The 23,484-nt window shown below is 66.9% G+C and carries 26 protein-coding genes; 7 read left to right on the top strand and 19 right to left on the bottom strand.

Annotated elements, in window-relative coordinates; translation table 11 throughout:
- Nucleotides 1–27: 27 nt before the first annotated feature.
- From ACE37B_RS22375 to ACE37B_RS22365, 3 genes are all read right to left on the bottom strand, one after another.
- Nucleotides 28–882: a zinc-dependent peptidase gene (locus ACE37B_RS22375; RefSeq protein ID WP_409925566.1), complete on the bottom strand. Its 855-nt coding sequence runs from the start codon at nt 880–882 to the stop codon at nt 28–30.
- 67 nt (nt 883–949) lie between these two features.
- Nucleotides 950–2,641 (bottom strand): FAD-dependent oxidoreductase, encoded by a 1,692-nt coding sequence (locus tag ACE37B_RS22370; protein WP_409925565.1) that lies wholly within the window; start codon nt 2,639–2,641, stop codon nt 950–952.
- A gap of 39 nt (nt 2,642–2,680) precedes the next feature.
- Nucleotides 2,681–3,547: a rhomboid family intramembrane serine protease gene (locus tag ACE37B_RS22365; protein WP_409925564.1), complete on the bottom strand. Its 867-nt coding sequence runs from the start codon at nt 3,545–3,547 to the stop codon at nt 2,681–2,683.
- 350 nt (nt 3,548–3,897) lie between these two features.
- On the opposite strand from ACE37B_RS22365, the gene ACE37B_RS22360 reads away from it, so the two are divergent.
- From ACE37B_RS22360 to ACE37B_RS22350, 3 genes are all read left to right on the top strand, one after another.
- Nucleotides 3,898–4,134 carry a type II toxin-antitoxin system Phd/YefM family antitoxin gene (locus ACE37B_RS22360; RefSeq protein WP_409925563.1) on the top strand — a complete coding sequence of 79 codons (237 nt, stop codon included), beginning with the start codon at nt 3,898–3,900 and terminating at the stop codon, nt 4,132–4,134.
- A gap of 147 nt (nt 4,135–4,281) precedes the next feature.
- Nucleotides 4,282–4,536, top strand: a complete 255-nt coding sequence (locus tag ACE37B_RS22355; protein ID WP_409925562.1) for a hypothetical protein — start codon at nt 4,282–4,284, stop codon at nt 4,534–4,536.
- An 849-nt stretch (nt 4,537–5,385) separates the two neighbouring features.
- Nucleotides 5,386–5,631, top strand: coding sequence for a hypothetical protein (locus tag ACE37B_RS22350; RefSeq protein WP_409925561.1), 246 nt, complete (start codon nt 5,386–5,388; stop codon nt 5,629–5,631).
- Between the two features lie 184 nt (nt 5,632–5,815).
- On the opposite strand, the gene ACE37B_RS22345 is transcribed toward ACE37B_RS22350, so the two are convergent.
- Nucleotides 5,816–7,615: a putative bifunctional diguanylate cyclase/phosphodiesterase gene (locus ACE37B_RS22345; RefSeq protein WP_409925560.1), complete on the bottom strand. Its 1,800-nt coding sequence runs from the start codon at nt 7,613–7,615 to the stop codon at nt 5,816–5,818.
- A 294-nt stretch (nt 7,616–7,909) separates the two neighbouring features.
- The gene (locus ACE37B_RS22340) at nt 7,910–8,548 is read right to left on the bottom strand and encodes a YbhB/YbcL family Raf kinase inhibitor-like protein (RefSeq protein ID WP_409925559.1); all 639 of its coding nucleotides are present in this window, start codon (nt 8,546–8,548) and stop codon (nt 7,910–7,912) included.
- Nucleotides 8,549–8,672: 124 nt separating this feature from the next.
- On the opposite strand from ACE37B_RS22340, the gene ACE37B_RS22335 reads away from it, so the two are divergent.
- Nucleotides 8,673–9,689, top strand: coding sequence for a PIG-L family deacetylase (locus ACE37B_RS22335; RefSeq protein ID WP_409925558.1), 1,017 nt, complete (start codon nt 8,673–8,675; stop codon nt 9,687–9,689).
- Nucleotides 9,686–9,925, top strand: coding sequence for a hypothetical protein (locus ACE37B_RS22330; protein ID WP_409925557.1), 240 nt, complete (start codon nt 9,686–9,688; stop codon nt 9,923–9,925). The genes ACE37B_RS22335 and ACE37B_RS22330 overlap by 4 nt, the downstream gene beginning before the upstream one ends.
- Nucleotides 9,926–9,956: 31 nt before the next feature.
- Here ACE37B_RS22330 and ACE37B_RS22325 read toward each other — a convergent pair whose 3' ends face one another.
- From ACE37B_RS22325 to ACE37B_RS22310, 4 genes are all read right to left on the bottom strand, one after another.
- Nucleotides 9,957–10,802 (bottom strand): ChbG/HpnK family deacetylase, encoded by an 846-nt coding sequence (locus ACE37B_RS22325; RefSeq protein WP_409925556.1) that lies wholly within the window; start codon nt 10,800–10,802, stop codon nt 9,957–9,959.
- Nucleotides 10,803–10,873: 71 nt separating this feature from the next.
- Nucleotides 10,874–11,398: a thermonuclease family protein gene (locus tag ACE37B_RS22320; protein ID WP_409925555.1), complete on the bottom strand. Its 525-nt coding sequence runs from the start codon at nt 11,396–11,398 to the stop codon at nt 10,874–10,876.
- Between the two features lie 92 nt (nt 11,399–11,490).
- Nucleotides 11,491–12,669: a steroid 3-ketoacyl-CoA thiolase gene (locus tag ACE37B_RS22315; RefSeq protein WP_409925554.1), complete on the bottom strand. Its 1,179-nt coding sequence runs from the start codon at nt 12,667–12,669 to the stop codon at nt 11,491–11,493.
- Nucleotides 12,670–12,802: 133 nt separating this feature from the next.
- Entirely contained in the window at nt 12,803–13,306 is a 504-nt protein-coding gene (locus ACE37B_RS22310) for an FABP family protein (RefSeq protein ID WP_409925553.1), read from the bottom strand.
- A gap of 47 nt (nt 13,307–13,353) precedes the next feature.
- Here ACE37B_RS22310 and nudC point away from each other — a divergent pair, with 47 nt between their 5' ends.
- Complete coding sequence (gene nudC, locus ACE37B_RS22305) at nt 13,354–14,175, top strand: NAD(+) diphosphatase (protein WP_409925552.1); 822 nt, start codon at nt 13,354–13,356, stop codon at nt 14,173–14,175.
- A gap of 15 nt (nt 14,176–14,190) precedes the next feature.
- Here the strand turns inward: nudC and ACE37B_RS22300 are convergent, their stop codons facing one another.
- The 3 genes from ACE37B_RS22300 to ACE37B_RS22290 all read right to left on the bottom strand — a co-directional run bounded on the left by ACE37B_RS22300 (nt 14,191) and on the right by ACE37B_RS22290 (nt 16,503).
- Entirely contained in the window at nt 14,191–15,234 is a 1,044-nt protein-coding gene (locus ACE37B_RS22300; RefSeq protein ID WP_409925551.1) for a hypothetical protein, read from the bottom strand.
- Between the two features lie 126 nt (nt 15,235–15,360).
- Complete coding sequence (locus ACE37B_RS22295; RefSeq protein ID WP_409925550.1) at nt 15,361–15,705, bottom strand: hypothetical protein; 345 nt, start codon at nt 15,703–15,705, stop codon at nt 15,361–15,363.
- Nucleotides 15,706–15,717: 12 nt separating this feature from the next.
- Entirely contained in the window at nt 15,718–16,503 is a 786-nt protein-coding gene (locus ACE37B_RS22290) for an SDR family oxidoreductase (protein ID WP_409925549.1), read from the bottom strand.
- Nucleotides 16,504–16,649: 146 nt separating this feature from the next.
- Here ACE37B_RS22290 and ACE37B_RS22285 point away from each other — a divergent pair, with 146 nt between their 5' ends.
- Nucleotides 16,650–16,877, top strand: coding sequence for a hypothetical protein (locus ACE37B_RS22285; RefSeq protein WP_409925548.1), 228 nt, complete (start codon nt 16,650–16,652; stop codon nt 16,875–16,877).
- Nucleotides 16,878–16,928: 51 nt separating this feature from the next.
- Here ACE37B_RS22285 and ACE37B_RS22280 read toward each other — a convergent pair whose 3' ends face one another.
- The 7 genes from ACE37B_RS22280 to ACE37B_RS22250 form a co-directional block, all read right to left on the bottom strand.
- Nucleotides 16,929–18,296, bottom strand: coding sequence for a wax ester/triacylglycerol synthase domain-containing protein (locus ACE37B_RS22280; RefSeq protein WP_409925547.1), 1,368 nt, complete (start codon nt 18,294–18,296; stop codon nt 16,929–16,931).
- 179 nt (nt 18,297–18,475) lie between these two features.
- The gene (locus ACE37B_RS22275; protein WP_409925546.1) at nt 18,476–19,063 is read right to left on the bottom strand and encodes a phosphatase PAP2 family protein; all 588 of its coding nucleotides are present in this window, start codon (nt 19,061–19,063) and stop codon (nt 18,476–18,478) included.
- A gap of 2 nt (nt 19,064–19,065) precedes the next feature.
- A complete protein-coding gene (locus ACE37B_RS22270) occupies nt 19,066–19,950 on the bottom strand; it encodes a RecB family exonuclease (protein WP_409925545.1) in 885 nt (294 codons plus the stop codon).
- Between the two features lie 83 nt (nt 19,951–20,033).
- On the bottom strand, nt 20,034–20,882 hold the full coding sequence (locus tag ACE37B_RS22265; protein ID WP_409925544.1) for an alpha/beta fold hydrolase: 849 nt from the start codon (nt 20,880–20,882) through the stop codon (nt 20,034–20,036).
- Nucleotides 20,883–20,940: 58 nt separating this feature from the next.
- Nucleotides 20,941–21,210 carry a hypothetical protein gene (locus tag ACE37B_RS22260; RefSeq protein WP_409925543.1) on the bottom strand — a complete coding sequence of 90 codons (270 nt, stop codon included), beginning with the start codon at nt 21,208–21,210 and terminating at the stop codon, nt 20,941–20,943.
- Between the two features lie 34 nt (nt 21,211–21,244).
- Nucleotides 21,245–22,360, bottom strand: a complete 1,116-nt coding sequence (locus tag ACE37B_RS22255; RefSeq protein ID WP_409925542.1) for an acyl-CoA dehydrogenase family protein — start codon at nt 22,358–22,360, stop codon at nt 21,245–21,247.
- A 162-nt stretch (nt 22,361–22,522) separates the two neighbouring features.
- On the bottom strand, nt 22,523–23,425 hold the full coding sequence (locus tag ACE37B_RS22250) for an SDR family oxidoreductase (protein ID WP_409925541.1): 903 nt from the start codon (nt 23,423–23,425) through the stop codon (nt 22,523–22,525).
- Nucleotides 23,426–23,484: the final 59 nt, after the last annotated feature.

Here is a 23,484-nt window from a genome sequence, read left to right as displayed (position 1 = left end):
GTCTCGCCGTGTCGCCGGCGTCACGTGTCACGCGGGTGGGATCAACGGGACGGCGTCGGGATATCGAGCCGCTGGGTCTTGTCCGTAGAAGGCCTGGAGTTCGCCGTACAGCGCGGGTTCGTGAGCCCGCAGGTCGATCGGTCGGTTGAAGAACAACTCGGTGGACACCGCGAAGAACTCCGCCGGGTTCGTGCCGGCGTAGCCGCGCAGGATGGACTCGCCCTCTCGAACTCGATCGAAGGCAGCGGTGCAGACGTCGCGCCATCGCTGGACCGCCTCCTCGCTCTCGAGTGGCGGGGTCCCGTCGGTGATGCCGTCGAGCATGTCGAGACGATGTGCGAACTCGTGGTACACGACGTTCATGCCGCGCTGAGGTACCAGCGCCCCGCTGCGCGCCGCCGCCCACGACAGCACCACAGGACCCTTGTGGTGGGCCTGCCCGGCCAGGTGTTGGGTCCCGCTCGACCAGGTGCCGCCCCCGGTCGGCCGGGCCCCGTGGAGGCGAACCGTCGAACGATGCACGATCACCGACGTCACGTCGGCGTACTCGTCGAGTTCGAGTCCGAGCAGCAACATCGATGCCTGCGCCGAGATGAGGACCTTGACCTCGTCGGTCAGGTCCATTCCTCTCGCTGCCTCCCATCGTCGACCGAAGAAGAACAGCGCGACGAGATGACGCATGCGGTCGAGTTCGTCGGGCGACAGCAACCGCCAGTGCTCGAAGCCTCGGTGCAGGAACGGCTCCCAACGGGGATCGAACGACGGCGCCGACCGTCGCAAACCGAGACGCCCGAGCGCAGCGCGAACGAGACGGCTCAACACGTTGCCCGCCCGGACATTGCCAGCCCGGGCGTTGCGAGCTCGCAACGGTGGTCGAGGCAACGGTGCTCGGCGGGACGGCGCATGGATGAGATGACGGCGGATGTGATGACGGCGGATGTGATGACGGTCAGTGGAGCACGACGCCGGCCGAGCGGGTCCGCGGAGTGGGTGGTGGGCCGGCCATCACGGCCTCGGGGACCTTGTCGACCCCGCCGAAGTACTCGGCGAGGCGGCGTTCGGCGTCGTCGCCGAACAGGATCTCGGCGACCTCGCGGAGCCCGCTGGATCGGGCGATGTCGTCGTCGGACACCACCAGGTCGATTTTGGAGCGGCGACGCATGAAGTCCTCCAGGCGCGTGACCATCTCGGAGCGAGCCGCCTCGTGGAGTTCGACTCGGATGTAGTCGGCGGATCCCATGATGTCTTCCGCCATCGACGGCTCCTGGCGGATGGCGTCGAGCATGGCGAAGGCTCGGCGGCCGTAGCGGCGCCACAGTCGATCCGAGAGGGGCTCGACCTCCGGCTTGTCGCGCAGCCCGTCGAGCTTCATCAGACGCGCCTGCCGGTAGAACTCCTTGCGCGTGGCCTTGGCCGGTTCGCCGTACCAGTTGTGCAGGTCGCGTTCGAGGGGGATACCGAGCTGCTCGATCTCGTCGGCCACCTCTTCGCCCACGTTCAGACAGTCGGTGAGCTTGCCGCCGAAGATCGTCACGACGCGCTGACGGTGGTCGGTCTCGACCGCATGTTTGCGGGACAGCTTGGTCCAGTCGACGTCGTCGTGGTCGGCGCCGTCGGTCTTCACGACGAGCGGACGCACCCCCGACCGTTCGGCGATGATGTGCTTGCGGCTGAGCGGTTCGTCGAGGTCGAGGCGGGCGTTGATCTGTGCGAGCAAGAAGTCGATGTCGTCGTCGTCGACCTGGGTGAACGGTGTGTCGACACGGGTGTCGGTGGTGCCGATCACCGAGCGGCGGCCCATCGGGATCACGTAGAACAGTCGCTCGGTGTCGTCGTAGAACGCAAGCACCTTGTCGTGGTGACGCGTCGTGAGTCGCGGCACGACGAGATGGATGCCTTTCGAGTACACGATCCGGTGTTCGGTGGTGAGGCCCCAGCTCTCGTTGGTCTCGTCGACGAAGGGTCCGGCTGCATTGACGATCGTGCGCGCTGTCGTCTGGAACTCGTCGCCGCTGTCGACATCGCGTAGCGAGGCGATCCAGCGATCGCCATCACGCCGAGCGCTGACGAGCTCGACGTAGTTCGCTGCCGCGGCGCCGGCTTCGATCGCGGAGCGGACGAAGCTGAACACGAAGCGTGCGTCGTTGTCGATCAAGATGCCGTCTCGATACTCGATGCCGCCAGCGACGCCCGTCGTGTTGATCGCTGGCTCTTCTCGTTCGATCGTGTCGCGCGACAACAAGCGAGGCCACCGGGTCCCGAACTGTCCGATGATCCAATAGCCGAGGGCGCCGAGTGCTGCGAACCACGGGGGATAGGGCCCGCCTTTGTCGAGTGCAGCGTAGAACCCGATCTCCTTGATGTTGTCGCGGTACGCGCGCATCAGCCGGTTGCGTGACTGGCAGAGCTTGAACACGAGCCACAGCTCGTAGTTCTCCAGGTACTTGAACCCGCCCCACACCAAGTTCGAGGAGGCTTGACTGGTGAAGTTCGCGAAGTCGCCCCGGTCGATCAGCGCCACGTTGGCGCCTCGGCCAGCCAGCGACGCGGCGGTCACCGCGCCGTTGATGCCGCCGCCGATGATCAGTGTGTCGAACGATCCGTCTCGCATCCGCTCGATGTGGGTCTCGCGCAGTGCCATGAGATCAGGCTAGTGACGCCGACGGCGCTGCGTTCAGGGTCATGCTGCGACGAGCGCCACGGCGAGGGCGGCGACCGCAACGATGCAGGGGGTGGCGTACTTCGCCCAGTTCGGGACGCCCTTGTAGCCAGGGGCGAGCACGACGAACCCGCAGATGCCGCCGGCGACGAGACCGCCGATGTGCCCGCCGATCGAGATGTTCGCCACGAAGAAGGTCAAGAACAGGTTGATCATCAGCAGCGAGCCGATCTGCGTGCTGAAGACGTTGACGCCGTGTCGCCAGATGCCGACCGCGTATGCACCGAGCAGGCCGAACACGGCTCCCGATGCGCCAGCGGTGATCGACCCCTGATCGATCAGGATCACGCCGGCCGAACCACCGAGCAGCGACGCTCCGTACACCAGTGCGAACTTCAACCGCCCGAGGATCGGCTCCATCTCGTTGCCGAGCAGATACAGGAAGAACATGTTCATCCCGATGTGGATCAACCCGAAGTGGAGGAACCCGGAGGTGACGAGTCGGTAGTAGTCGGTGCCCCCGCTGATGACCACTTCATCGGTGGACAGGCGGTACGGCACGGGGTTGCCGTCGACGAACAGCGAGTTGAGCCCGAACTGCAGGTGTGCATCGGTGATCCGACCCGACAGCATCCCGCCGAGGTCGTACGCAGCGCCGAGCAGGACGAAGACGGCGATGTTGACTGCGATCAGGGTGTAGGCGACGAGCGCCGGTTTGCCCGCTGACCAGAAGCGAGCCCGAGTGCGCAGGTCGGGACGCGACGCCTTCGCGCACTCGAGGCAATGGCTGCCGACGTTGGCTTGCACGAGGCACTCGCCGCACGCCGGTTTGCCGCAGCGCGTGCAGCGACGACCGGCGACTCGGTCACGATGCCGGTAGCAACTCACGGAGCCAGCGTTTCCGGCTGGTCCGGCCGATGGTGGGCCGACGGGCGGACCGCTCGGTACCCCGAACGACGTGGCGCTCGGAGGTGGCTGCGGAAGGCTGGACTGGCTGCGGGACCGTCCGGGCTCCGTGCCGCCGGCGTCGGAAGGAGGCAACGGGAGTGGCACGACGCTCAGGATACCGAGGGCTCGGCGGCACGTTCCTGCAGAGCGCGAAACACGCGACGAACACCACCGGCGAACCGGGCCGTCGGACATGTCGCCGGTTCCCGAGTGCTGTTGATCGTCGACCGACCGGACACTTCTGCGCGGTTCGACTGTCCGCAATGCATCACCGGTGACACCTTGACGACATGGCGGATGTGCCGATCCGAGAGCTACGCAACCACGGCGGTGAGGTCGTCGATCGCGTGGCCCGTGGTGAACGCGTGACCGTGACGCGCCGCGGCCAGCAGGTGACCGAACTCCGTCCCCTGCGCTCGAGTGTGGCCTCCATCGCAGAGCTGATGCGTCGGCGAGCCCACCCTCCCCGAGATGACCCTGGCGAGTTGCGCCGCGATCTCGATTCCGTGATCGACGCATCCGTGTGAGCGAGCGTGGCGCTCTCGACACGAGCACGCTGATCCTTCTCGGACGGATCACGGCAATCGATGCTGTATCCGACGCAGCATTCATCACCGCGGCAACCCTGGCGGAGCTGTCCGTCGGTCCGCTCGTGGCCACGACCGACGACGACCGTGTCGCACGCCAAGCACATCTCCAGGCCGAAGAAGCAGACTTCGGTCCGCTTCCTTTCGACGCTGCGGCCGCGACAGCGTTCGGCAGCGTCGCTGAGGCGCAACGGCCGCGCAGCAACAGCGCGGGCCTACGACGCGATGATCGCCGCGACCGCACCCGCAGCCGAGCTACCGGTGGACATCTGCAATCCGGGCGACCTCATCGGAATCGATGCGCTCGAGGTCGTGGCAGTACCCCGTCTCGATCACGACTGACCGTCCTCGCAATTTGGGGGCGAGCGATATCGAGTGCTCGACACCCGTGTCTCGCCGGAGCTGCGACGCGAGGACGAGCCTGGCGGCCATGAACCCGAGAATCTGATTCCATGCCTGAGGTCGCTGCCTCGATTCGCCCGGCATGAGCCGAGAGCGATCCCGGGACGCAGCATGGGCCGCGGTACGTGCCGATCTGCCGGGTCGCTCCCGGAGGCTGGCCCGAAGCTGGCGCGCCGCGCCGCAGCACCACAACGGGCACACCTGCTGGCGAATCAGCTTGTCGACGCATCGCTCCGTCGTCTCGATCCATTCGAATCGCGCGCTCGGTGACCCGGACGAGGCCCGTGCTGCGCCGAGGCCCCAGTCGAGCGTAGGGGAGTCCCGTCGGCTGCGCGGGTCGATGCCTGAAAGCATGCGTCGGAGATGGGGAACTGACGACTGTTTCGCAACGTCGAAGTGAGCACGCAGTTTCTCCTTCTCTTTCCTTCGGTTCTGTTCTGTTCCGTTCTGTTCTGTTTCTGTTCTGCGAGGTACACCGATGTTCGCTCGATCCCCGACACCACGGTCGGCGACGACGGTGACACCCTGGTCACCGGCAACGGTGAGGTCATCGGTGCTGGCGATCCCGTTGCGATCGATGGGGCGTCCATGACTCGACCCGCTATCTCCCGGGGAGCAGCGAAAGAAGATGGGCGGACGACGACGCGTTCTGCGACGCAAGCGGGCCAAGCGTTCTCGCCGTGACGCTCCGACACGACGAACCGGTCGATCCCGGTGCCGCAGCCGCCCAGCGAGCCAGCTCCGCCAGGGCCGGTCTCCTTGCCCGACGATCGATTTTCGGTCACGGTGATGGTTGGTCAGCACCTGTTCGCCATGGCCTGTGACGATGTCCAGGACTGGTACGAACCCGACTCCACCGTGGCTGCAACCTGGCCCGTCATCGCCGGATCGTTCGACCTCCCCGATGCCGTCGAGGACGCAGAGTGCAGTGCCGTGATCACCACCCTCGAGAACGCCACCGTCGATATCGACGGCTCGCCGATCGACATCGGATCGATCACGCTGACCAACCCGTCGTCCGGCTGGACGGCCTGAAACCGTTCGCGACGGATTCGACCACCGAACCACCGATGTCGGGTCGGGACGTCCCGTTCGGCGGACTCACATGTACAGCCGCGCGCAACCGTCAGCCACGTGCCGCGCTTCGAGGTCCGTGTGCAGAGCTCGCGAGCCGCACCCCGCGATTCCCTGCGAGTCTCCCGGGTTCGTCCGTGCGGTGTCACCAGCCGTGGAGCGGCACCGTGCGAAGTTCGTCGGCCGGGCGAGGGGGAGCGAGCAGGTTGCCCTGCACGAGGTCGCATCCCGCTGAGCGAAGGCGGCGGAGTTGCTCGGTGCCGCTCACGCGTTCGGCGACCACGGTCATGTCGAGCGCGTGAGCGAGCAGTACCACGGCTCGCACGAGGCGCGTCTCGGCGTCCGATACGCCGCTCGGCAGCGCGAGTGCGCCGTCGAGTTTGATCACGTCGGCGCCGACGTCGGTCATCACGCCGATCGACTTCGGACCGGTGCCGAAGTTGTCGACCGCAATCCGAACACCCGCACGTCGGAGCGCTCGGATCGAGCGTTCGACGTCGCCGACACGACCCGACAGCGACGTGTCGCGGATCTCGAGGACGAGTTGGTGCGGCTCGATCTCGTGCACACGCAGCATGGTCGACACGGTGTTGACGAACGAGTTCGAGCCGAGCTGCATCCCGGATACGTTGACGTGGACGGCGAAGTCGGCGTTCACGGTGCCGATGCCGATCCAAGCGGCGAGATCGCCGAGCGCGCGGTCGAGGACGACCTCGCCGAGCTTGCCGATGATGCCCGATTCTTCTGCGACGCCGATGAACGTCGCCGGGTCGATGCGACCCTGGGTCGGGTGTGTCCAGCGGACGAGCGCCTCCGCTGCGACGCCTTCGCCGGTGACCGACGAAAAGACGGTCTGGTAGTCGACGGTCAGGTCGCCATCGGACACCGAACGAGCCAGGGCAGCTGCCATCTCGGTACGTTCCCGGGCGCTGGCCCGCATCTGCGTCGTGAAGAGGGTGCAGCGGTCCCTGCCCTGCTGTTTGGCCTGGTACATCGCGGTGTCGGCGTTGCTGATGAGGAGTGCAGCCGCCGCCTCGTCGTCGAGGTCGAACACATCCGCGTCGGTCAAGGCCACGCCGACGCTCACCGAGAAGTCGAGGTCGAGTTCACCGATCCGGAGGTGGCCGCGCAGGGCTCGGCGAGCGCGTTCGGCCAACTCGAGGGCTGTGATTGCATCGGTGATGTCGGCGCACACGACGAGGAACTCGTCACCGCCGAGACGGGCGACGCGATCGGCGGGTCGGACTGCTTGCGCCAGGCGATGGGAGGTCGACGCGAGAAGTTGGTCGCCGACCTGATGGCCGAAGGCATCGTTCGCGAACTTCAGATGATCGAGATCGACGAACAACGCGGCGACATGGCCGCGCCGGTCCCGTTGCGACGCGATCGCCTGGGCGAGCACGAGCATGATCGACGGCCGATTGTCGAGACCCGTCAGTGGGTCGTGCGTTGCTCGATGATGGAGCAGCGCTCGTTCGCGACGCGACTCGCTGACGTCGTGGACGAGCAGCGCGATCGTCGTCTCGTCAGCGCGTTCGGAGCGGGTGGCGTGAACGGTGGCTCGAAGCAATCGTGTCGTTCCACCGAGCGTGCGATGGTCGAAATCGCCCTGCCAGGTTCGATCGTGTCGAGCCCGCGTCGGCGCAGCATCCGACTCGAGTTCGGGTGCGAACACGTCGAGCGGCACGTGGTCGAGCAGCGAGCGCAACACGGTGATGCTCGGCGATTCCGGCGCCAAGTCGTCGACCGAGTCGGCACCGATCAGCGACATCATCACGCGGTTGATCTGTGCGACGTGACCGTCGGGCCCGATGATGGCCACGCCGGTCCCGTCGGCGTCGAGCAGACCTCGGAGGTGTTCGGGCAGCTCGAGGAGGTTCGCCGCGGTCGCGGCGACGTTGCCCGTCGGTGCTGCAAGCGTGTCCGCGGCATGCTCGATCGTCACCAGCGGTTCGTCGAGCGGCTCAGCGGGGTGGGATGGCGCAGCGAGGTGGGATGGCGCAGCGAGGTGGGATGGCGCAGCGAGGTGGGATGGCGCAGTGGGGGCGGAAGGCGCAGCTGGGATGGATGGTGCGTCAGGCGGGGGCGTCACCGGCGGCGCAGGCCAGCCGGGAGCAGGCACGCTCGTGGCACCGGTCGCAGGCGCGCCGGTCGCGCCGGTCGCGTCTGAGTCGTTGTCGTCCGCCATGAGTGTCCGCCGTCGTCGGTGATCCTGGAAGCGCTCGGCGAGGTGAGATCGTCAGCGAGTACTCGTCCCGAGCACGCTGGCCGACTCGATCGCTGTTGCGTCGATGAGATCGAGGAGTTGCGTTGCAGGAGTTCCATCGGCAAGTTCGACCTGCTGGTTGAGCGCAAAGAGCGTCACCCGGTAGGAGTTGGTCTCGCCGAGCGTCGGGCACGGCCCGTCGTAGGCGACGTTGCCGAAGAAGTTGAGCGCCTGGATGGCGCCGATCGGCACCTCCCCTTCTGCGAGTCCGGGCGTGGCAGGAGTGAGTCCGGCCATGACCCAGTGCACGAACGGTCGTCCGTTGGACAGGTTGGATTCGTCGACGAGCGCCACGGCGACCTCGACGGTGCCGTCGGGCAGGTCACTCCAGCTCAGCGGTGGAGCTGCGTTGCTGCCGTCGCACCCGAAACGAGCGTCGATCGGGCCCCCCTCGGCCCACGGGGTGAACAACCGGAGCCCGGTTTCACCGGGAAGCGGTGCGGGTGGCTCGGCGACGTCGTCGGGTGGTGCCACGGTGGCGAGGAGTGCGTCGGTCGGATCGATCGCGACCGACTCGAGCGGGGTCGTGTCGATGGGCGGCAACGTGGTCGGTGCCACCGGGTCCTGCAGCGTCGTGCCGTCGCCGGTGTCGCACGCACTGAGTGCGAACACTGCACACACGGTGGCGACGGCCACGGAGCATCGAGCCGGCAATCGGGACGGAAATCGAGTCACGGATGTCGAGCGTAGGGCATCGGTCGTGCCGAGGTTCTGCGCCACGGATAGCCTCGGCCCCGTGCCCGACCCGAACGCTGCAGAGATCGACGACGTGCGGTCGGCGACCGCCGTGACCGTCGCCGGTGGTGAGCCGCTGTCGCTGTTGACCGTGCACGCCCATCCGGACGACGAAGCGTCCAAGGGAGCGCCGACGTTGGCGAAGTACCACAGTGAAGGCGTTCGCACCACGCTGGTGTGCTGCACCGGCGGCGAGGAGGGCGATCTGCAGAATCCGTCGCTGCGTGAGGAGGGCCAACCGTTCTTCGAGATGTCGCCCGAGCAGGAGCGCGCGCTCGTCGCATCGATGCGCAGCGCGGAGTTGGCTGCGTCGGCGGAGATCATCGGGTTCGACGAAGTGGTGATGCTGGGCTACCGAGATTCCGGCATGGCCGAGACCCCGCCGAACGAGCATCCCGACTGTTTCCACCAGGCCGACCTCGACGAGGCGGTGGGGCGACTCGTCGCCGTTATCCGTCGGACCCGTCCGCAGGTCATCATCACCTATGGCGACGACCAGAAGGGTTACCCGCATCCCGACCATCTGCGGGTGCACGACATCTCCGTGCTGGCGTTCGATCGTGCCGGCGACCCGAATTGGTATCGCGAACTCGGCGAGCCGTTCGCTCCGTCGAAGCTGTACTACTCCGTGTGGGCGAAGGCCCGGATCCTCGCGGTCCACGAGGCGATGCTGCGCTACACCGGGGAATCACCCTTCACCGAGGAGTGGCTCGATCGTCCGGCGCAAGATCATCGCATCACCACCAAGATCGACGTCGCCGACTTCCAGTGGGCGCGCACCGGCGCTCTGCGAGCGCATGCGACCCAGGTCGACCCGAACGCCGGCTGGTGGTTCGGCTTGACCGACGAGCAACTCGCCGAGACCTATCCCTGGGAAGACTGGATCCTTGCTCGATCGCGCGCCGGGAGCATCCCCGAGAGCGACGACGAACGCGATCTCTTCGACGGGATTCGAGCCGGGGGCGTCACATCCGCCGTCGGCCATGTCGACTCGGACAAGCCAGGAGCCACATCATGAGCAGCGTGCAGTATCGGGTCGTCGTGGCCAAGAGCGATGAGCGAACCGCTGGGCCTGACGATGCCGACGTGGTGTTCACGGTGCCGGTCGTCGACGCGGCCGCCGACGGGTTCGATCCGACGGTGGCGTTCATGCGCGGCAAGCTCAAGGCGAGCGGACACACCGGCGAAATCCTCGCCGAACTGAAGTCGGGCCGCGCCAGCGACGCGATCCGCGGCATCGTCGCCGCCCTCTGAATCCTCGGGCTGGTCGCGTGAGCAGCCGTCGTCACCGAGACTGTGCGCGCATGGCGTCGCGGAGCTGTCGGAACCCGATCAAGATGGCGCCCGAGCGGTCGAACGCCGAGCGGAGTTCGGCACTGGTCGCGAGCTCGAGGTCGGCGATCCAGCCGTCCGCGGACGCTCCGGCGAACGCTCGGACCTCCGGTGAGTCGATGGCAGGTTGAATGTGGATCTCGGTCACGCCCGGCTGCAGTCGCTCGATCGCTCCGAACACGCGGTCGCGACTGCCGGCTCGCCAGTCGTGGTCGAAGTGATCGGGAAACACGATCCCTTCCTCGCTCGCGAGTTGGCGGAACGGGAATCCGGCTTGCTCGGTCGTGATCGTCGACGGCAAGCGGATCGGGAGCTGGAACTCGTCGGCGAGTTCGAGGTAGACGTCGAAGAACTCGGGTCGCAGCGTGATCGCCGTGAGGTGCGGTGCGAGGTGGGTGACGTCGATGCCCCACACCTGCGCCCGTTCGATCTGCGCTCGCAGCTCGCGCAGCACCTCGTCGCGGTCGGCGTGTTCCCACAGATCGGCGACGGTTCGCGGGAATCCTCCCTCGCCCGACAGCAGCGACGGCGCGTGGGTCACCGGCCCCCAGCGGTAGGTCTCGTGTTCGGAGTTGAGCGTGAGATGGACGCCGATGTCGTCGCTCGGCAGCACCTTTGCTGCCGCATGACCCGCCCACGGAGCGGGAACCATGATCGATGCGCACGTCGCGACGCCCTCGCGGAGCGCTCGGAACACGCCTTCGTTCGAGGCGTGGCTCGCACCGAGGTCGTCACACGACAAGATGACGAGCTTCGTGTCGGGAGTGTGCCCGAGCCGTTCGGCGAGTGAGTCCGTCACGGCGACGACGCTATCCGCCCACGTCTGCTGCGCGCGGACCGGTTCTCGTTGCTGTGCGCCTCGTCAGCGCTTCAGCTCGCGCAGGCCGACCAGAGACCCACTCCCTGTCGTTCGGCGGTTCGAGCCGCCTCGACGAACACCGAGCGGTAGGTCTCGTTGGGCGGAATCGACAGCGGCTGTGCGAATCCTGCCCGGATCATCTCGACGTTCACGAACAGTCCGTCGTCGGCTCGGTAGACGTAGCCGAGCAGCCGGTCGAAATGGTCTCGTCCGACGATGTCGCGTTCGATCCGGATCGGGGTGCCCGTCGGGAGCAACGCGTCGATGTGTGCAGTCGCTTCGGGGCCGAAGCACTCGACCGGCGTGTCCGGTCGCTTCGTCTCGGGGGTGTCGATACCGATGAGACGGACTCGCTCATCTCGGCCATCGATCACGACGTCGATCGTGTCGCCGTCGACGATGCGCTCGACCGTCGCGTTCGCGTCGACGCCGGAGGCCGGCACGGTGTCGGACGGGTCGGGTCCCGCATCGGCCGAGGTGCACCCGGCGCACACGAGCGCGCCGACGACGATCCCGCGCAGCACCGACCAACTCATCGACTCGTGTCTATCGCAGCGTGTCGGAACCAGGACCGAGGAGCAGTCGAGACGCCCACCGCCTCGGGGCGTGGGGCGACGGGGGCGGACGTCTACAGGCGTTCGATGATCGTGCCGGTGCCGAGGCCGCCGCCGCAGCACATCGAGATCAGGCCGTACCGGCCGCCGGTGCGCTCGAGTTCGTACAGCGCTTTCGTCATCAAGAACGCCCCGGTGCCGCCGAGCGGGTGACCGAGCGCGATCGCGCCCCCGTTGGGGTTGGTCTTGTCGAGGTCGGCGCCGGTCTCCTTCGCCCACGCGAGCACGACCGAGGCGAACGCTTCGTTGATCTCGAACACGTCGATGTCCTCGATCGACAGCCCGGTGCGGGCGAGCAGCTTCTGCGTGGCGTCGATCGGCCCGGTCAGCATGAGTACCGGGTCGACGCCGACCAGGCAGGTGTCGACGATGCGTGCCCGCGGCGTGAGGCCGAGTTCGCCGGCCTTGTCGTCGGTCATCACCAGGACGGCCGCAGCCCCGTCGGAGATCTGTGAGGCGTTGCCCGCCGTGTGCACGCCGTTCTCGCGGGCGACGGGCTTCAACGTGGCGAGCTTGTCGAGCGTGGTCTCGCGTAGGCCTTCGTCGCGCGCAACGGTGTGAGTCGAGCCCGTGGGGTTGCCTTCCTCGTCGACGTCGGGTGCCTCGACCGTGATGTACTGGCCGGCAAAGCGATCTTCGGCCCACGCGCGAGCCGCTCGTTCCTGCGAGGCGAGCCCGAACTCGTCGGCGTCGGCGCGGCTGATGTTCCACTTGTCGGCGATCCGCTCGGCGCCTTCGAACTGCGACGTCATCTCGTACTGCTCGAAGTACGTCTTCGGAATCGGCACACCGAGGCCCAGCTTCTTCGACGAGTTGATGCCGATCGGGATGCGGCTCATCACCTCGACGCCACAGGCGAGGGCGACGTCGACCACGCCGGAACCGACGAGCGACGTGGCGAGATTGGTCGCCTGCTGGCTCGATCCGCACTGCGTGTCGATGGTGGTCGCCGCGGTTTCGAGCGGCAGGCCTGCGGCGAGCCACGCCGTGCGGGCGATGTTGAAGCTCTGCTCGCCGACCTGGCTGACACATCCGCCGACGACCTGGCCGACCTCGTGGGCGTCGATCCCGGTCCGGTCGATGATGGCCTTCTGCACCTGCGACAAGACCTCAGCGGGATGCATGGTGGAGAGTCCGCCACCTCGCTTTCCGATCGGAGTACGGACGGCATCGACGATCACGACATTCGACATGCGCGCCACGCTACGCCCGCCACGCCGTCACCGAAAATCGAAACGACAGAGTGGGTCAGACCCACTCTGTCGTCGGCGCGATCGCGGAGACTGCCTGGGCGACAGAGTGGGTCTGACCCACTCTGTCGCTGGCTCACGAACGGCGGTGCAGCGTGGCAGCGAGGTGGTGCTGCAGCGGCTGGCCGACCGCTGCCATGCGCATCGTGTACCGCATGACGTCGCCGGTGATCTCGAAGGTCCGCTCGGTTCGGGTGACCTCTTTGGCGGACGCCGTCGACGCGATGCTCGTGGAGCGGACGTCGATCACGAGCGTGCCGCTCCCGGGTAGGTTCGGCGCCACGAATCCTTCGAGCACCTCGGTGATGCCGGTCGGATGAGCGATGACGAGCTCGGCGAGGCTCGGCTCGGGAACCCGCCAGTAGCCCGTCTCGGCATGGAGCGGGCGGCCGTCGGGAGCCGCGGTCCGCTGCGCATACGCGAGGAACGGCTTGCCGACGTGGCCGAACGTGACCGTCTCTGAATACTCGAAACCGTCGATGGTCGGGTACTCGCCGGTTCCGTTGCCGCTCCAGGTTCCGAGCAACGACTCGAGGACGATCAGATCGGGGTGCAACGGCGGAGTCGTGGCGGGCGTCATCGCGCCGAGCGTAGGTGCGAGCGCCGTTCGTGCTACGCATCATTGCGATGAGTGCACACGAATTCGGTCTGGTCTCGATGAACACGGCGTCGCTGTACGAAGCGCTCAACGAGGTGCCGCCAGGGTTCGCCGGTACGCACCGGTACGTCCACGTGATCGGTACGTCGGTGTTCGTCGACGATCGTCTGGAGGAGGCATCGTGGTCGTCGCACTTCATCGGCATCGTCAACGGCGAAGGCTGGTGGGCCGTCGACGTTCCCGACGGTGAAGACCCGTCGTATGGCGCGGCGATGGATCTCTTCACCCACTACGCCACGGCATCGGAGGCCGAGTGGCTCGCTGCCGGGCGCGCCGTGCAGACCGCGGAATGGGTTCGTACGCACCGCTTCTGCGGTCGCTGCGCGACGCCGACCGAGCCGTCGCCCGGCGAGCGTGGTCTGCGCTGTCCGGCCTGCGGTCTGGTCGTCTACCCACGAGTTGCGCCGGCGATGATCACCCTGATCACCCGAGGTGAGCCCGGACCCGATCAGGAGGCGCTCCTCGCGAGGGGCGTCCGTTTCCCGCGGCCGATGTATTCCTGCCTCGCCGGGTTCGTCGAGCCGGGTGAGGACCTCGAAGGTGCTGTCATCCGAGAGGTGAAAGAGGAAGTCGGCGTCGACGTCGACGACGTCCGCTACGTCGGGAGCCAGCCGTGGCCCTTCCCGCACAGTCTGATGGTCGGGTTCCGCGTCAACTACGTCGGCGGCGACATCGTGCTCGAAGAAGGCGAGATCATGGACGCCAATTGGTACCGCAAAGACGCATTGCCGATGATCCCACCGGAGATCTCGATCGCCGGCAAGATCATCCAGGCGTGGCTCGCCGAGTAGGCGAGCACAGCGGGGTCACTCGGCGATACCGACCGGTGCGTCGTCGATGATCTGGTCGAGGTACTCGCTCATCCCGAAGCCGGTGCGGCCTTCGAACTCGCCGGAGCGCACCGTCCACTTCGTGAACGCCTCGGAGATCCGGGTCTGCAGCCAGTCGCCGTCGGGAGTCTGACGTCGATTGCGCAGGGGGATCAGGTCGATCGCCTCGCCCGAGATCGTCCACGAGCGTTCCGAGCGACTCGAACTGATCGTGAACTCGATCGTGTCGTGGTAGTGCTCGTCACCGCGCGTCACGGTCGACATCTGCACGTCGTCGCAGTAGTGCATCTTGCCGTTCTCCCACACGAAGCCACCTCGGGTTCCCGGGCCGTCCTTCTTCGCGACGCGGCTGGCCATGAAGCCGAAGTCGGCGTCGACGTTGCCCGTCAGCCAGCGGTAGTACCAGGGGGCCTGCCAGTAGCGGGGACCCCACGAATGGTCGCGGAGCCCGAAGCCGTCGATCTGCCATTCGCGTTCGCCGACTCGGATCGTCCCGGTGCCCGAGATGAGTTGCTCATAGTGGCCTTTGGCGAACTCCTCGCCGGGGGCTTCGTGGGGCTCGTCGGGTTCGCCGCCGAACATCGATGCGCGGCCCTGTCCGCCGAAGGTCAGATGGACCTCGGCCTCGACGAACTCGTTGTTCTTGAATGCGTCGCGAGGGTTCGCCATCTGTTCGGGCTCGTCGAGGAGCAGCACCTTGCCGGTGTAGTCGATCTGCAACTCCTCGAACGGTGTCACCATCGTCCACGTCAGACCGCCCGCATCGAAGGCGTCGTTGTTGTCGATCTCGGGCCGCTTGTACTGGAAGGCCACCTGGCGCCCACCGTGGCCGTCGACGGCGGGCAGGTACAGACACACCGTCATCTCGGCGTAGCCCTCGTTGGCACGGTTGCCGATCCGGAACCAGCCGCCGACGCCTTGCCCGTGATCGAAGCAATTGATGTACATGCTCTCGTTGAAGTTCGACTCGGGGCCGAGTTCGTGCATGTATTCGTCGGATTCGTCCAGTCGTACTGCCATGACGCGAACGCTAGATCGGCGGCACCTGCGGCCACGACCCCGGCCGATCCCGGACATCATCTCGCCGGCCGACAGTCGGGCCGGGGGAGTCAGGTGGACCTCGAGGGGTCAGGCAGGCCCGGCGGGTCAGTCGAACAGCGTGGGGTGGTTCCGTTCGATCTTCACGCGACGCATCGGTCCCGGTTCTGGTTCCGGCGCCTTCTCGAACAGTTCGAGCTGTTCCCAGGTGATCGCGACATCGCTGACGGCCTGCCAGCGTAGGCGGCCGCCGGAGCCGGGACGACGGATCTCGACTCGCTCGGGCTTCAGCGATCGCGCCGAGCCGTCGGGGTCACGCAAGGTGATGCTGCCGTCGATCTCGATGCCTTCGACTCTGCCCACGATGTAGCGGCCTTTGTCGTTGCGCTTGAAGCGGATCGGTTCGGCAGGACGAAGCCCGAAACGTGCGAGCGCGGCGGCCGAACGATGCATGATCCGCTCGGGTCAGGCACCCATCACGCGACGCTGCAGTTTGCGCATGCCGCCGAGCCAGCGCTCGGGATCGTTGGCCTTGAGTTGCATGTAGTCGGCGACCTCCGGATGAGGGAGGACGAAGAAGCGTTCGAGTTCGATCGCCTCGACGACGGCCGCAGCGACGTCGCCGGGTTCGAGCACGGCACCTGCTGCCTTCACGACGTCACCGCCGGTGATCCCGCCGTCTCCACCGTTGATCATCGCCGTGTTGACGCCTTGCGGGCACAGGCAGCTCACGCGAATGCCCTGGTCGCCGTAGGTGATCGCCATCCACTCGGCGAACGCGACCGCCGCCCGCTTGGTCAGCGTGTAGGGAGCCGAGCCGATCTGCGCGAGCAGCCCAGCGGCTGATGCGGTCGAGCAGAAGTATCCCTCACCGCGTTCGAGCCACTCGTCGATCAGGTACTTGGCGGCCCAGCGGTGTGCGTGCACGTTGACGTCGAACGCCGTGTCCCAGACGTCCTCGGTCGTCGACAGATCGGTGCCGGTGCCGACGCCGGCATTGGCGAAGAACAAGTCGACCGGCCCGAACGCCTCGCGAGCCGCGGCGATCAACTGCTCGTTGCCGCGCTCGGTGGCGATATCGGCGTCCAGGCCGACGGCACGGTCGCCGCCGATGTCGGCTGCCACCTGGGGCGCTCCGGCAAGATCGGCGAGGGTGACTCGTGCGCCGCGGTCGTGGAACGCTCGGGCGAGTGCCTCGCCGATTCCTCGACCCGCGCCGGTGACGACGGTGTGTTTTCCGGACAGGTCCATGCGCGCATCGTAGAGGCCGAAGGCCAGCACAGCGGGCTCCGGCGCAGCGGTGGGTGTGCGAACGTAGCGACAACGACTGTGAAGATCGAGTGGCATCCGGCGCATGTGCGCGCGCGACCTCGACGTTCGGGGTACGGTGAAACGCAATGACAGATCAGTTTCCCAACGTCAGTCAGTCCGGCACCAACGAAGCCGTGATCAGCGAGGCACTCGGAGTGATCGATGCCGCCCTTGCCAAGATGATGCAGCGCGAGCTGGTGTCGTCCGGCGAGGTGGCCGACCTGTTGCTCGACGTGCGCACACTGCTCACCGATGTCGACCTCTTCAACCCGGCGGCGGTGTCCGCTGCGCAGCCTGCGTCCGACCTGGTCTGACCTGGTCTGACCTGGCGCAACGGACGGTAGCTCGCCGCGGGCGAGGTGCCGTCAGTCGGCGAGTGCGGTGAAATCGGCGACCGCATCGGTCACCAACTGACGAAGCCGTTCGGGCTCGGCCACCGCGGCGGCGTCGATGTTGATCCCCATGTCGAGTCGACCGAGGTACGACAGCAGCGTGAGATTGAACGCGACGCCGCTCAACGGTCCGAGTGGATAGTTCGCGATCAACTGTGCGCCAGCGACGAACATCGGCACCGGAGCACCCTTGACGTTGGAGGTCGCGAAGTCGATCGTCTGCGCCTGTTGGCGTGCGAGTCGGGTCACGACCGACGTCGGGAGGAGTGCCGCGAGCGCGGCGAGCTTGTCGAGCGATGCCGACGAGGAGGCGCGAACGGCCGAATCGGTCGCTTCGTGGATGGCTCGGAAGCGCTCGTCGATCGACATCTCGCCGGTTGGCACCAGCATCCGGACGAGTGAGAACGCGTTCGCGCCGCTGTCGTCGGTGCGGGTGCTGATCGCCATCGACGAACGCAAGGCCTCGACCGGCTCACCGAACTCGACGTGATAGCGGCTCGCCGCCTCCGTGGCGATCGTCATGAACGCCGTGTTGAGGGTGCCGCCGAGCTTCTTCGCGGCAGTTCTGGTCTCCGTGAACGGCGCGGACGTGGTTTCGAAGCGGCGACGGATCGACCGTTGGGTCCACAACGGTGAGCGAGCCCCGTCGGTGTCGCCCAATTGCGTCGCGATACCTCGAACCGTGTTCGTCGCCGCTGTCGTGGCCGAGGGAATCTGCGCCGGGTCGGCGAGGAGGTCCTTCACTTGGCCGAGCACGCCGAGCGGGACCCGAAGCGCTCCTGCGAGCAGGTCGCGGACTGCATCGGCTGTCTCGAGGTCCCGGTCGATCGCTTCGGCAGCTTCGTCGGCCTCGTCGGGCGTCGGTGCGGGAGGCGGCAACGCATCTCGCTCGAAGTCGAGGTAGAGCAGGCTGAGCAAGACCCCGCTCTCCCCGTCGGCGATCGTGTGGTGCAGCTTCTGGATCAACGCGGCTCGGTTGCCCTTGAGGCCTTCGACCACCGTGAACTGCCACAGCGGGCGCGTGCGGTCGAAGGGATCGGACGTGATGACCGACGCGAGGTCGTACAGCGCCCGCTCGTCGGCCGGCTTTGCGAGCGCGACGCGCCGGACGTGGTGGTCGATGTCGAAGTTGCTGTCTCGAACCCAACTCGGCGGTGCGAGGTTGCCCGGCGCGACGCGGACGCATTGGCGAAGACGCGGCATGTGCAGCGATGCGTGCAGCATCCGCTCCCGGAACAGTTCGAAGTCGGGCGCGCGATCGAGAATGGTGACCGTGCCGATGTTGGACGACAGCGACGGATCCTTCTCCATCCGCCACATCAGTCCCTCGGCGTCGGACATCTTGTTGTCGTAGTGAATCGGTCGCTCCTTTGCGTGCGTCGGCTCGCCCGACCGGTGCCCGGGCCGCAACCGCGTGGTCGTCGAGCCAGATCGTCACATTACTCGGCGGGCGCTCGGCACGGTCCCTCGACTCGAACGATCGCTGTGGAGACGCCCGGCGGCGAGGTTGGCGATCGGGCTCAGCGGAGCCGTCGCAGCGACGGCCGCACGAGGAGTGCAAGGGCTCTGCCGACGACTGCGCCTCCGACGACGTCGGAGGCGTGGTGGATACGCACGTACGCGCGGCTCGCGCCGACCACCGACGCGATCGTCCACCAGAGCCGACCCCACCGCCGTCCGTCCCACGCGGTCAGGAGCGTGGCGGCGAACGCCGCGGCGCTGGCGTGCCCGGAGGGGAACGATGAGGTGCTCGGCTGACGGACCTGGAGTCGCTCGTCGCCGGCCACCGTCGGACGTGCTCGACGGAAGATCCGCTTGACACCCTGGTTGACGATGAGGCTCTCGGCACCGATGGCCGCCGCGAGCACGATGAATTGATCGGGCCGGCGTCGGATGATCGCGCGCGCCAGCCCGATCGAGTGCCACACGAGACTGAAGTCGCCGACGTGGCTGGCCGTCGTGAACACCCGATCGGCGATGGCGTTGCCGCGAATGCGCTCGAGGAGCAGGTCGCTGCGAGCATCGAACGCTTCGACGAGTGGCCCCAACGATGCTCGTCCCGGTGCTGCCTGGACGTGGATGGCATCGTTGCGCTGCGGATCGTCCACGCTCAGCCTGCTGTGTCGGACGCGGTGGAGGTCAACTGCTCGTAGCGCTCGACGGCCTCCGTCGCAGCCAGGTCGGGATCGCCGTCGAACGCGGGGCACCACTCCTGGAAGCTGCACCAGTCGCACAGTCGACTCACGTTGGGTCGGAACTCGCCGGTGGTGCAGGCTCGCTCCACCGCCTTCCAGACGGCGGCGGTTCGCGTGTCGATGAACCGCACCGATTGTGCGGTCGGCACGGTCTCGATCGTCTCGCCGCTCGACAGATACATCAGCCGCACCTTGGCGGGCCGCTTGCCGAGCACGGCTTCGCACAGGAACGAGTAGAAGTGAACGCCCGACAGGCTCTTTTGTTCGAAGTGGCCGGAGGGCGCCCGCCCTGTCTTGTAGTCGGTGACGACGAGTTCGCCGTCGTCGTCGAGTTCGAGCCGATCGATGATGCCGCGCAGCTCCAGCGAGCCGACCTGCGCAGCCAGGCGGAGTTCGAGACCTATCGCATTGATCATGGTCGGATCTTCCATGTCGAAGTACCGCTCGATCAGCTTGCGGCAGTCTCGCTCGAAGCTCGCCGCGCCCCGTTCGTCCAGGCGTAGACCGACGTAGTCGGGGTGCGTTGCATACTCCGCGAGCGCCGAATCGAGGCAGTGGTCGAGCGCAGCTCGGGTGCGCTGCGTGTTCGGGAGTTCGAACAACAGCTCGATCGCTCGGTGGACGAGCGAGCCCTTGGTGGTGGCCACGCCCGGCGGCTCGGGCAGTCGCTGCACCGACGAGAACCGGAACTGCATCGGGCACGACGTGAACGACGAGACGCGCGACGGCGACAGCGACGACGGAATGGGCCACACGGGCTCGGGCGTCGCCGAGACGGCGTCAGCGAGGGTGTCGGTCATGGCGCCCACTGTAGAGAGCCGGTGTGACAGCCCGGCAACCGTCTCGACCGTCTTCGGTGTCGACCGGCATGCTCGGCGCTCCGTCAGGTGGTCAGGTCGGTGGTCAGGCCGGCGGTGAGGTCGACGATGAGGTCAGCGGTGCCGGCCGGGTCGACGAACGGCCCGAAGTGGGTGCTGTCCGGCTGGCTGATGAAGAGACAGTCGGGGAGGCGTTCGGCGATGCCGGGTGCGATCTGAGCGGGGCCCTCGCCATCACCACCGCCGATCACGACCACCCGTGTGTCGATCTCGGGCAGTGCGTCCCACAGTCGATGTCCGGCGCCACCCATGAAGGTCAACGCCTCGTGTGCGGGATCGCACTTCAGCCGGACTCCCTCGGGGGACGGGCGGAATCCGTGTGCGACGTACAGACGCAACATGTCGGAGTCGACGAACTGGAACGGCGGCTTCGACGCGTAGTTGTCGACGGCCGCTTCGAACGACGGGAAGGTGGGTCGGCGGCGTCGTGCCCCTTCGACCATCGACGGAGGACCGTCCTGGTCGCCGCCGTCGTCAGGCATCGCTGTCGGGAACACGATCGGCTCGAACCCGATGATCAGGTCGAACAACCCGGGCTCGCGATGGGCGGCCATCAGCAAGCCGGTCGCACCCATCGAGTGCCCGAATCCGATCAGGCCGCCGTCGGGAGCGATGCGGCGGGCGGCGGCGAGCGCGTCGTCGCCGTAGCGGAACCAGTCGCCGTCCCAGTCGTCGTTGCACGGTGTGGCGCCGTGTCCGCGGTAGTCGAGCGCGTACGACGTGAACTGTTGGTCGAGGCGATCGGCGATGGGGAGGTAGCAGTAGCCGTGGAACCCGGTGGCGTGCGACAAGAGCAGAGGCCGCCCGTTGCCACCGAACTCGTGGATCGCAACGTTGACATGATCAGACGACATCACCCGCACGGCGCCATCATCGTTCGTGCGCTCGCGGGCGCACCAATCGAGGTCGAATTCAGTCTTTCGCGTCGCGTCGCGCCCTCCGCCACCAAGTGAGGATCAACCGGTCGAGCAACACCCCGAGCAGGATGGCGAAGCTGATCGCGACCCAGATCCGGAACTCGCCGGAGAAGAACAGGAATTGGATCTCGGCCTCGTCGCGGTTCTGGACGATGAACACGCCCGCCAGTGCAGCGACGGCGATCGACAAGATCAAGAACAGCGACGGCCCGTTCTTCGTCGCGGGCGCCTGGTCGTCGAATTCGGTGGTGTCGTCTCGTGCCATCAGTACTCCGCTCGTCGGGTGGGTGTCGGGTGGGTCACGCCTTGGGTTCCCTCGGCAAGCCGAGGAGGCGCTCACCGATGATATTGCGTTGCACCTGGCTGCTGCCGCCTGCGATGCGTCCTCCCGGCGCGGCGAGCATGCCGGCCGCGTCGGAGCCGTCGAGCAGTGCGTTCGGACCGCCGAACGACCCGCGGGTCATCGCGACGTCGAACATCATCTCGGTGATCCCGAGCTTCATCAGTGATGCGGCGGTCGACGCGATCGGACCCTGGCGCTGCGCCATGGCCTTGAACGAGGATCCTCGGCTGAGCAGTCCGGCGAGCTGTTGGCGTTCCGTCATCGTGAGGTCTCGGCCGTCGGCGAGCCGCGCGGTCTGCTCGAGGCGTCGCTCGAGCGAGATCACCGACGTGCCGATGTGCCCGCGTTCGCTGGTCAAGACCGCCATCCCGACGCCCCAGCCGCCGTGCAGCGGGCCGAGCAGGTGGTCGGCAGGAAGCTCGACGTCGGTGAAGAACACTTCGTCGAACTCGGCGTCGCCGGTCATCTGCTTCAACGGTCGGATCTCGACGCCAGGCAGGTCCATCGGGAACAGAAAGAAGGAGATGCCGTCGTGCTTCTTGGCCTCCTCCAACGAACGCGTCCGAGCCATGAGGATGCCCCAGTTGCTGTAGCGGCCGCCGGAGCACCACACCTTCTGGCCGTTGACGATGTAGCGATCGCCGTCGAGTTCGGCACGGGTCGACAGCGAGCCGAGGTCGCTGCCGGCGCCCGGCTCGGAGAACAGCTGGCACCACACGTGGTCGGCGTCGAGCGTGGCGCGAAGATGTGTGGCCTGCTGCTCGGGCGTGCCGTAGCGCAACAACGCGCCACCCGTGAGGACCAGACCGACCATGTTGAGCACCGAAGGGACGCCGGCCTTCGCGCATTCGAGCAGCCACGCCCCGTTGTGGTCGGGGCTGAGTCCGCGTCCACCGAACTCGGTCGGCCAATGGATCCCCGCGTACCCGGCGTCGCGAATCGTCCGCTGCCAGGCGATGCCCTGATCGATCAGATCAGGCGGGCAGATGGCGCCGTAGTCCCGCGGTGCGCCGCTGGCGTTCGCAGCGAGCCAGGTCGCCGCCTCGTGTTGGAACTCCTCGACCGGGATCATGCACCGATCGTGCCAGACCGACCCCGTCTGCGGCTATCCAGACGCAAGGTCATACGGGTCACGAAGGTCATGGTGCCAGGCACCATGACCTCGATGACCTCGATGACCTCGATGACCTCGATGCCTTTCGTGACCCTGACCGGCGTCGGGGATGCCAGCGGGTCAGCTGAGGGCTTTGAGGAACATCGCCGTTTCTTCTGCGATGGCAGAGGGCACCTCGTAGCCGGTCTGGTCGGTGACGGCATCCCAGTTGTCGCGGAGGCTTTCGGGGGTGAGTCCTTCGGTGTCGGTGTAGCCCTGGCACTCGGCGATGAAGACCTCGGCGACGCGGCCGCCGCCGACCGAGTAGATCCGGCCGGTCGACTCGCACGACTCGTGCGACAGATAGGTCACCAGTGGCGACACCAGTTCGGGCTGCAGCTTCTCGCCGAGCGAGCCGAGCAGGTCCTCCGTCATCCGGGTGAACGCGAGCGGGGCGATCGCATTGGCGCGCACGTTGTACTTGGCGCCTTCGACGGCGAGCACGTTGGTGAAACCGACCAGGCCCATCTTCGCGGCGCCGTAGTTCGCCTGGCCGAAGTTGCCGAAGATGCCAGCGGCCGACGACGTCGAGACGATGCGGCCGTAGCTCTTGTCGCGCATGATCTTCCAGGCTGGTGCCGTGACGTTGAACGCGCCGCGGAGATGGACGTCGAGGACGGGGTCGACGAGGTCGGGGGTCATGTTGTGGAAGGACTTGTCGCGCAAGATGCCCGCGTTGTTGATCACGATGTCGACGGTGCCGAACGCGTCGACAGCCGACTGCACGATGGCCTCGCCGCCTTCGGGGGTCGCGACGGAGTCGGTGTTGGCGACGGCTTCACCACCGGCAGCGGTGATCTCGTCGACGACCAACTGCGCAGCGCCCTTGTCGGAACCGGATCCGTCGACGGCGCCGCCGAGGTCGTTGACCACGATCAAGGCACCGCGGGCCGCCATCATCAGCGCGTGCTGCCGACCCAAGCCGCCACCGGCTCCGGTGATGATCGCTACCTTGCCGTCGAAACCGAGTTCTGAGTTGCTCATATGGGCCGAAAAGCTATCGTCGCCCCGGCCCGACCAGAGAATCCGTCCTGGCGTGATCC

It is taken from the genome of Ilumatobacter sp. (genome assembly GCF_046290335.1).
GTDB lineage: Bacteria > Actinomycetota > Acidimicrobiia > Acidimicrobiales > Ilumatobacteraceae > Ilumatobacter_A.
Note: the sequence above shows the minus strand (reverse complement) of the source record. Positions and strands in the feature narration are given on the sequence as shown.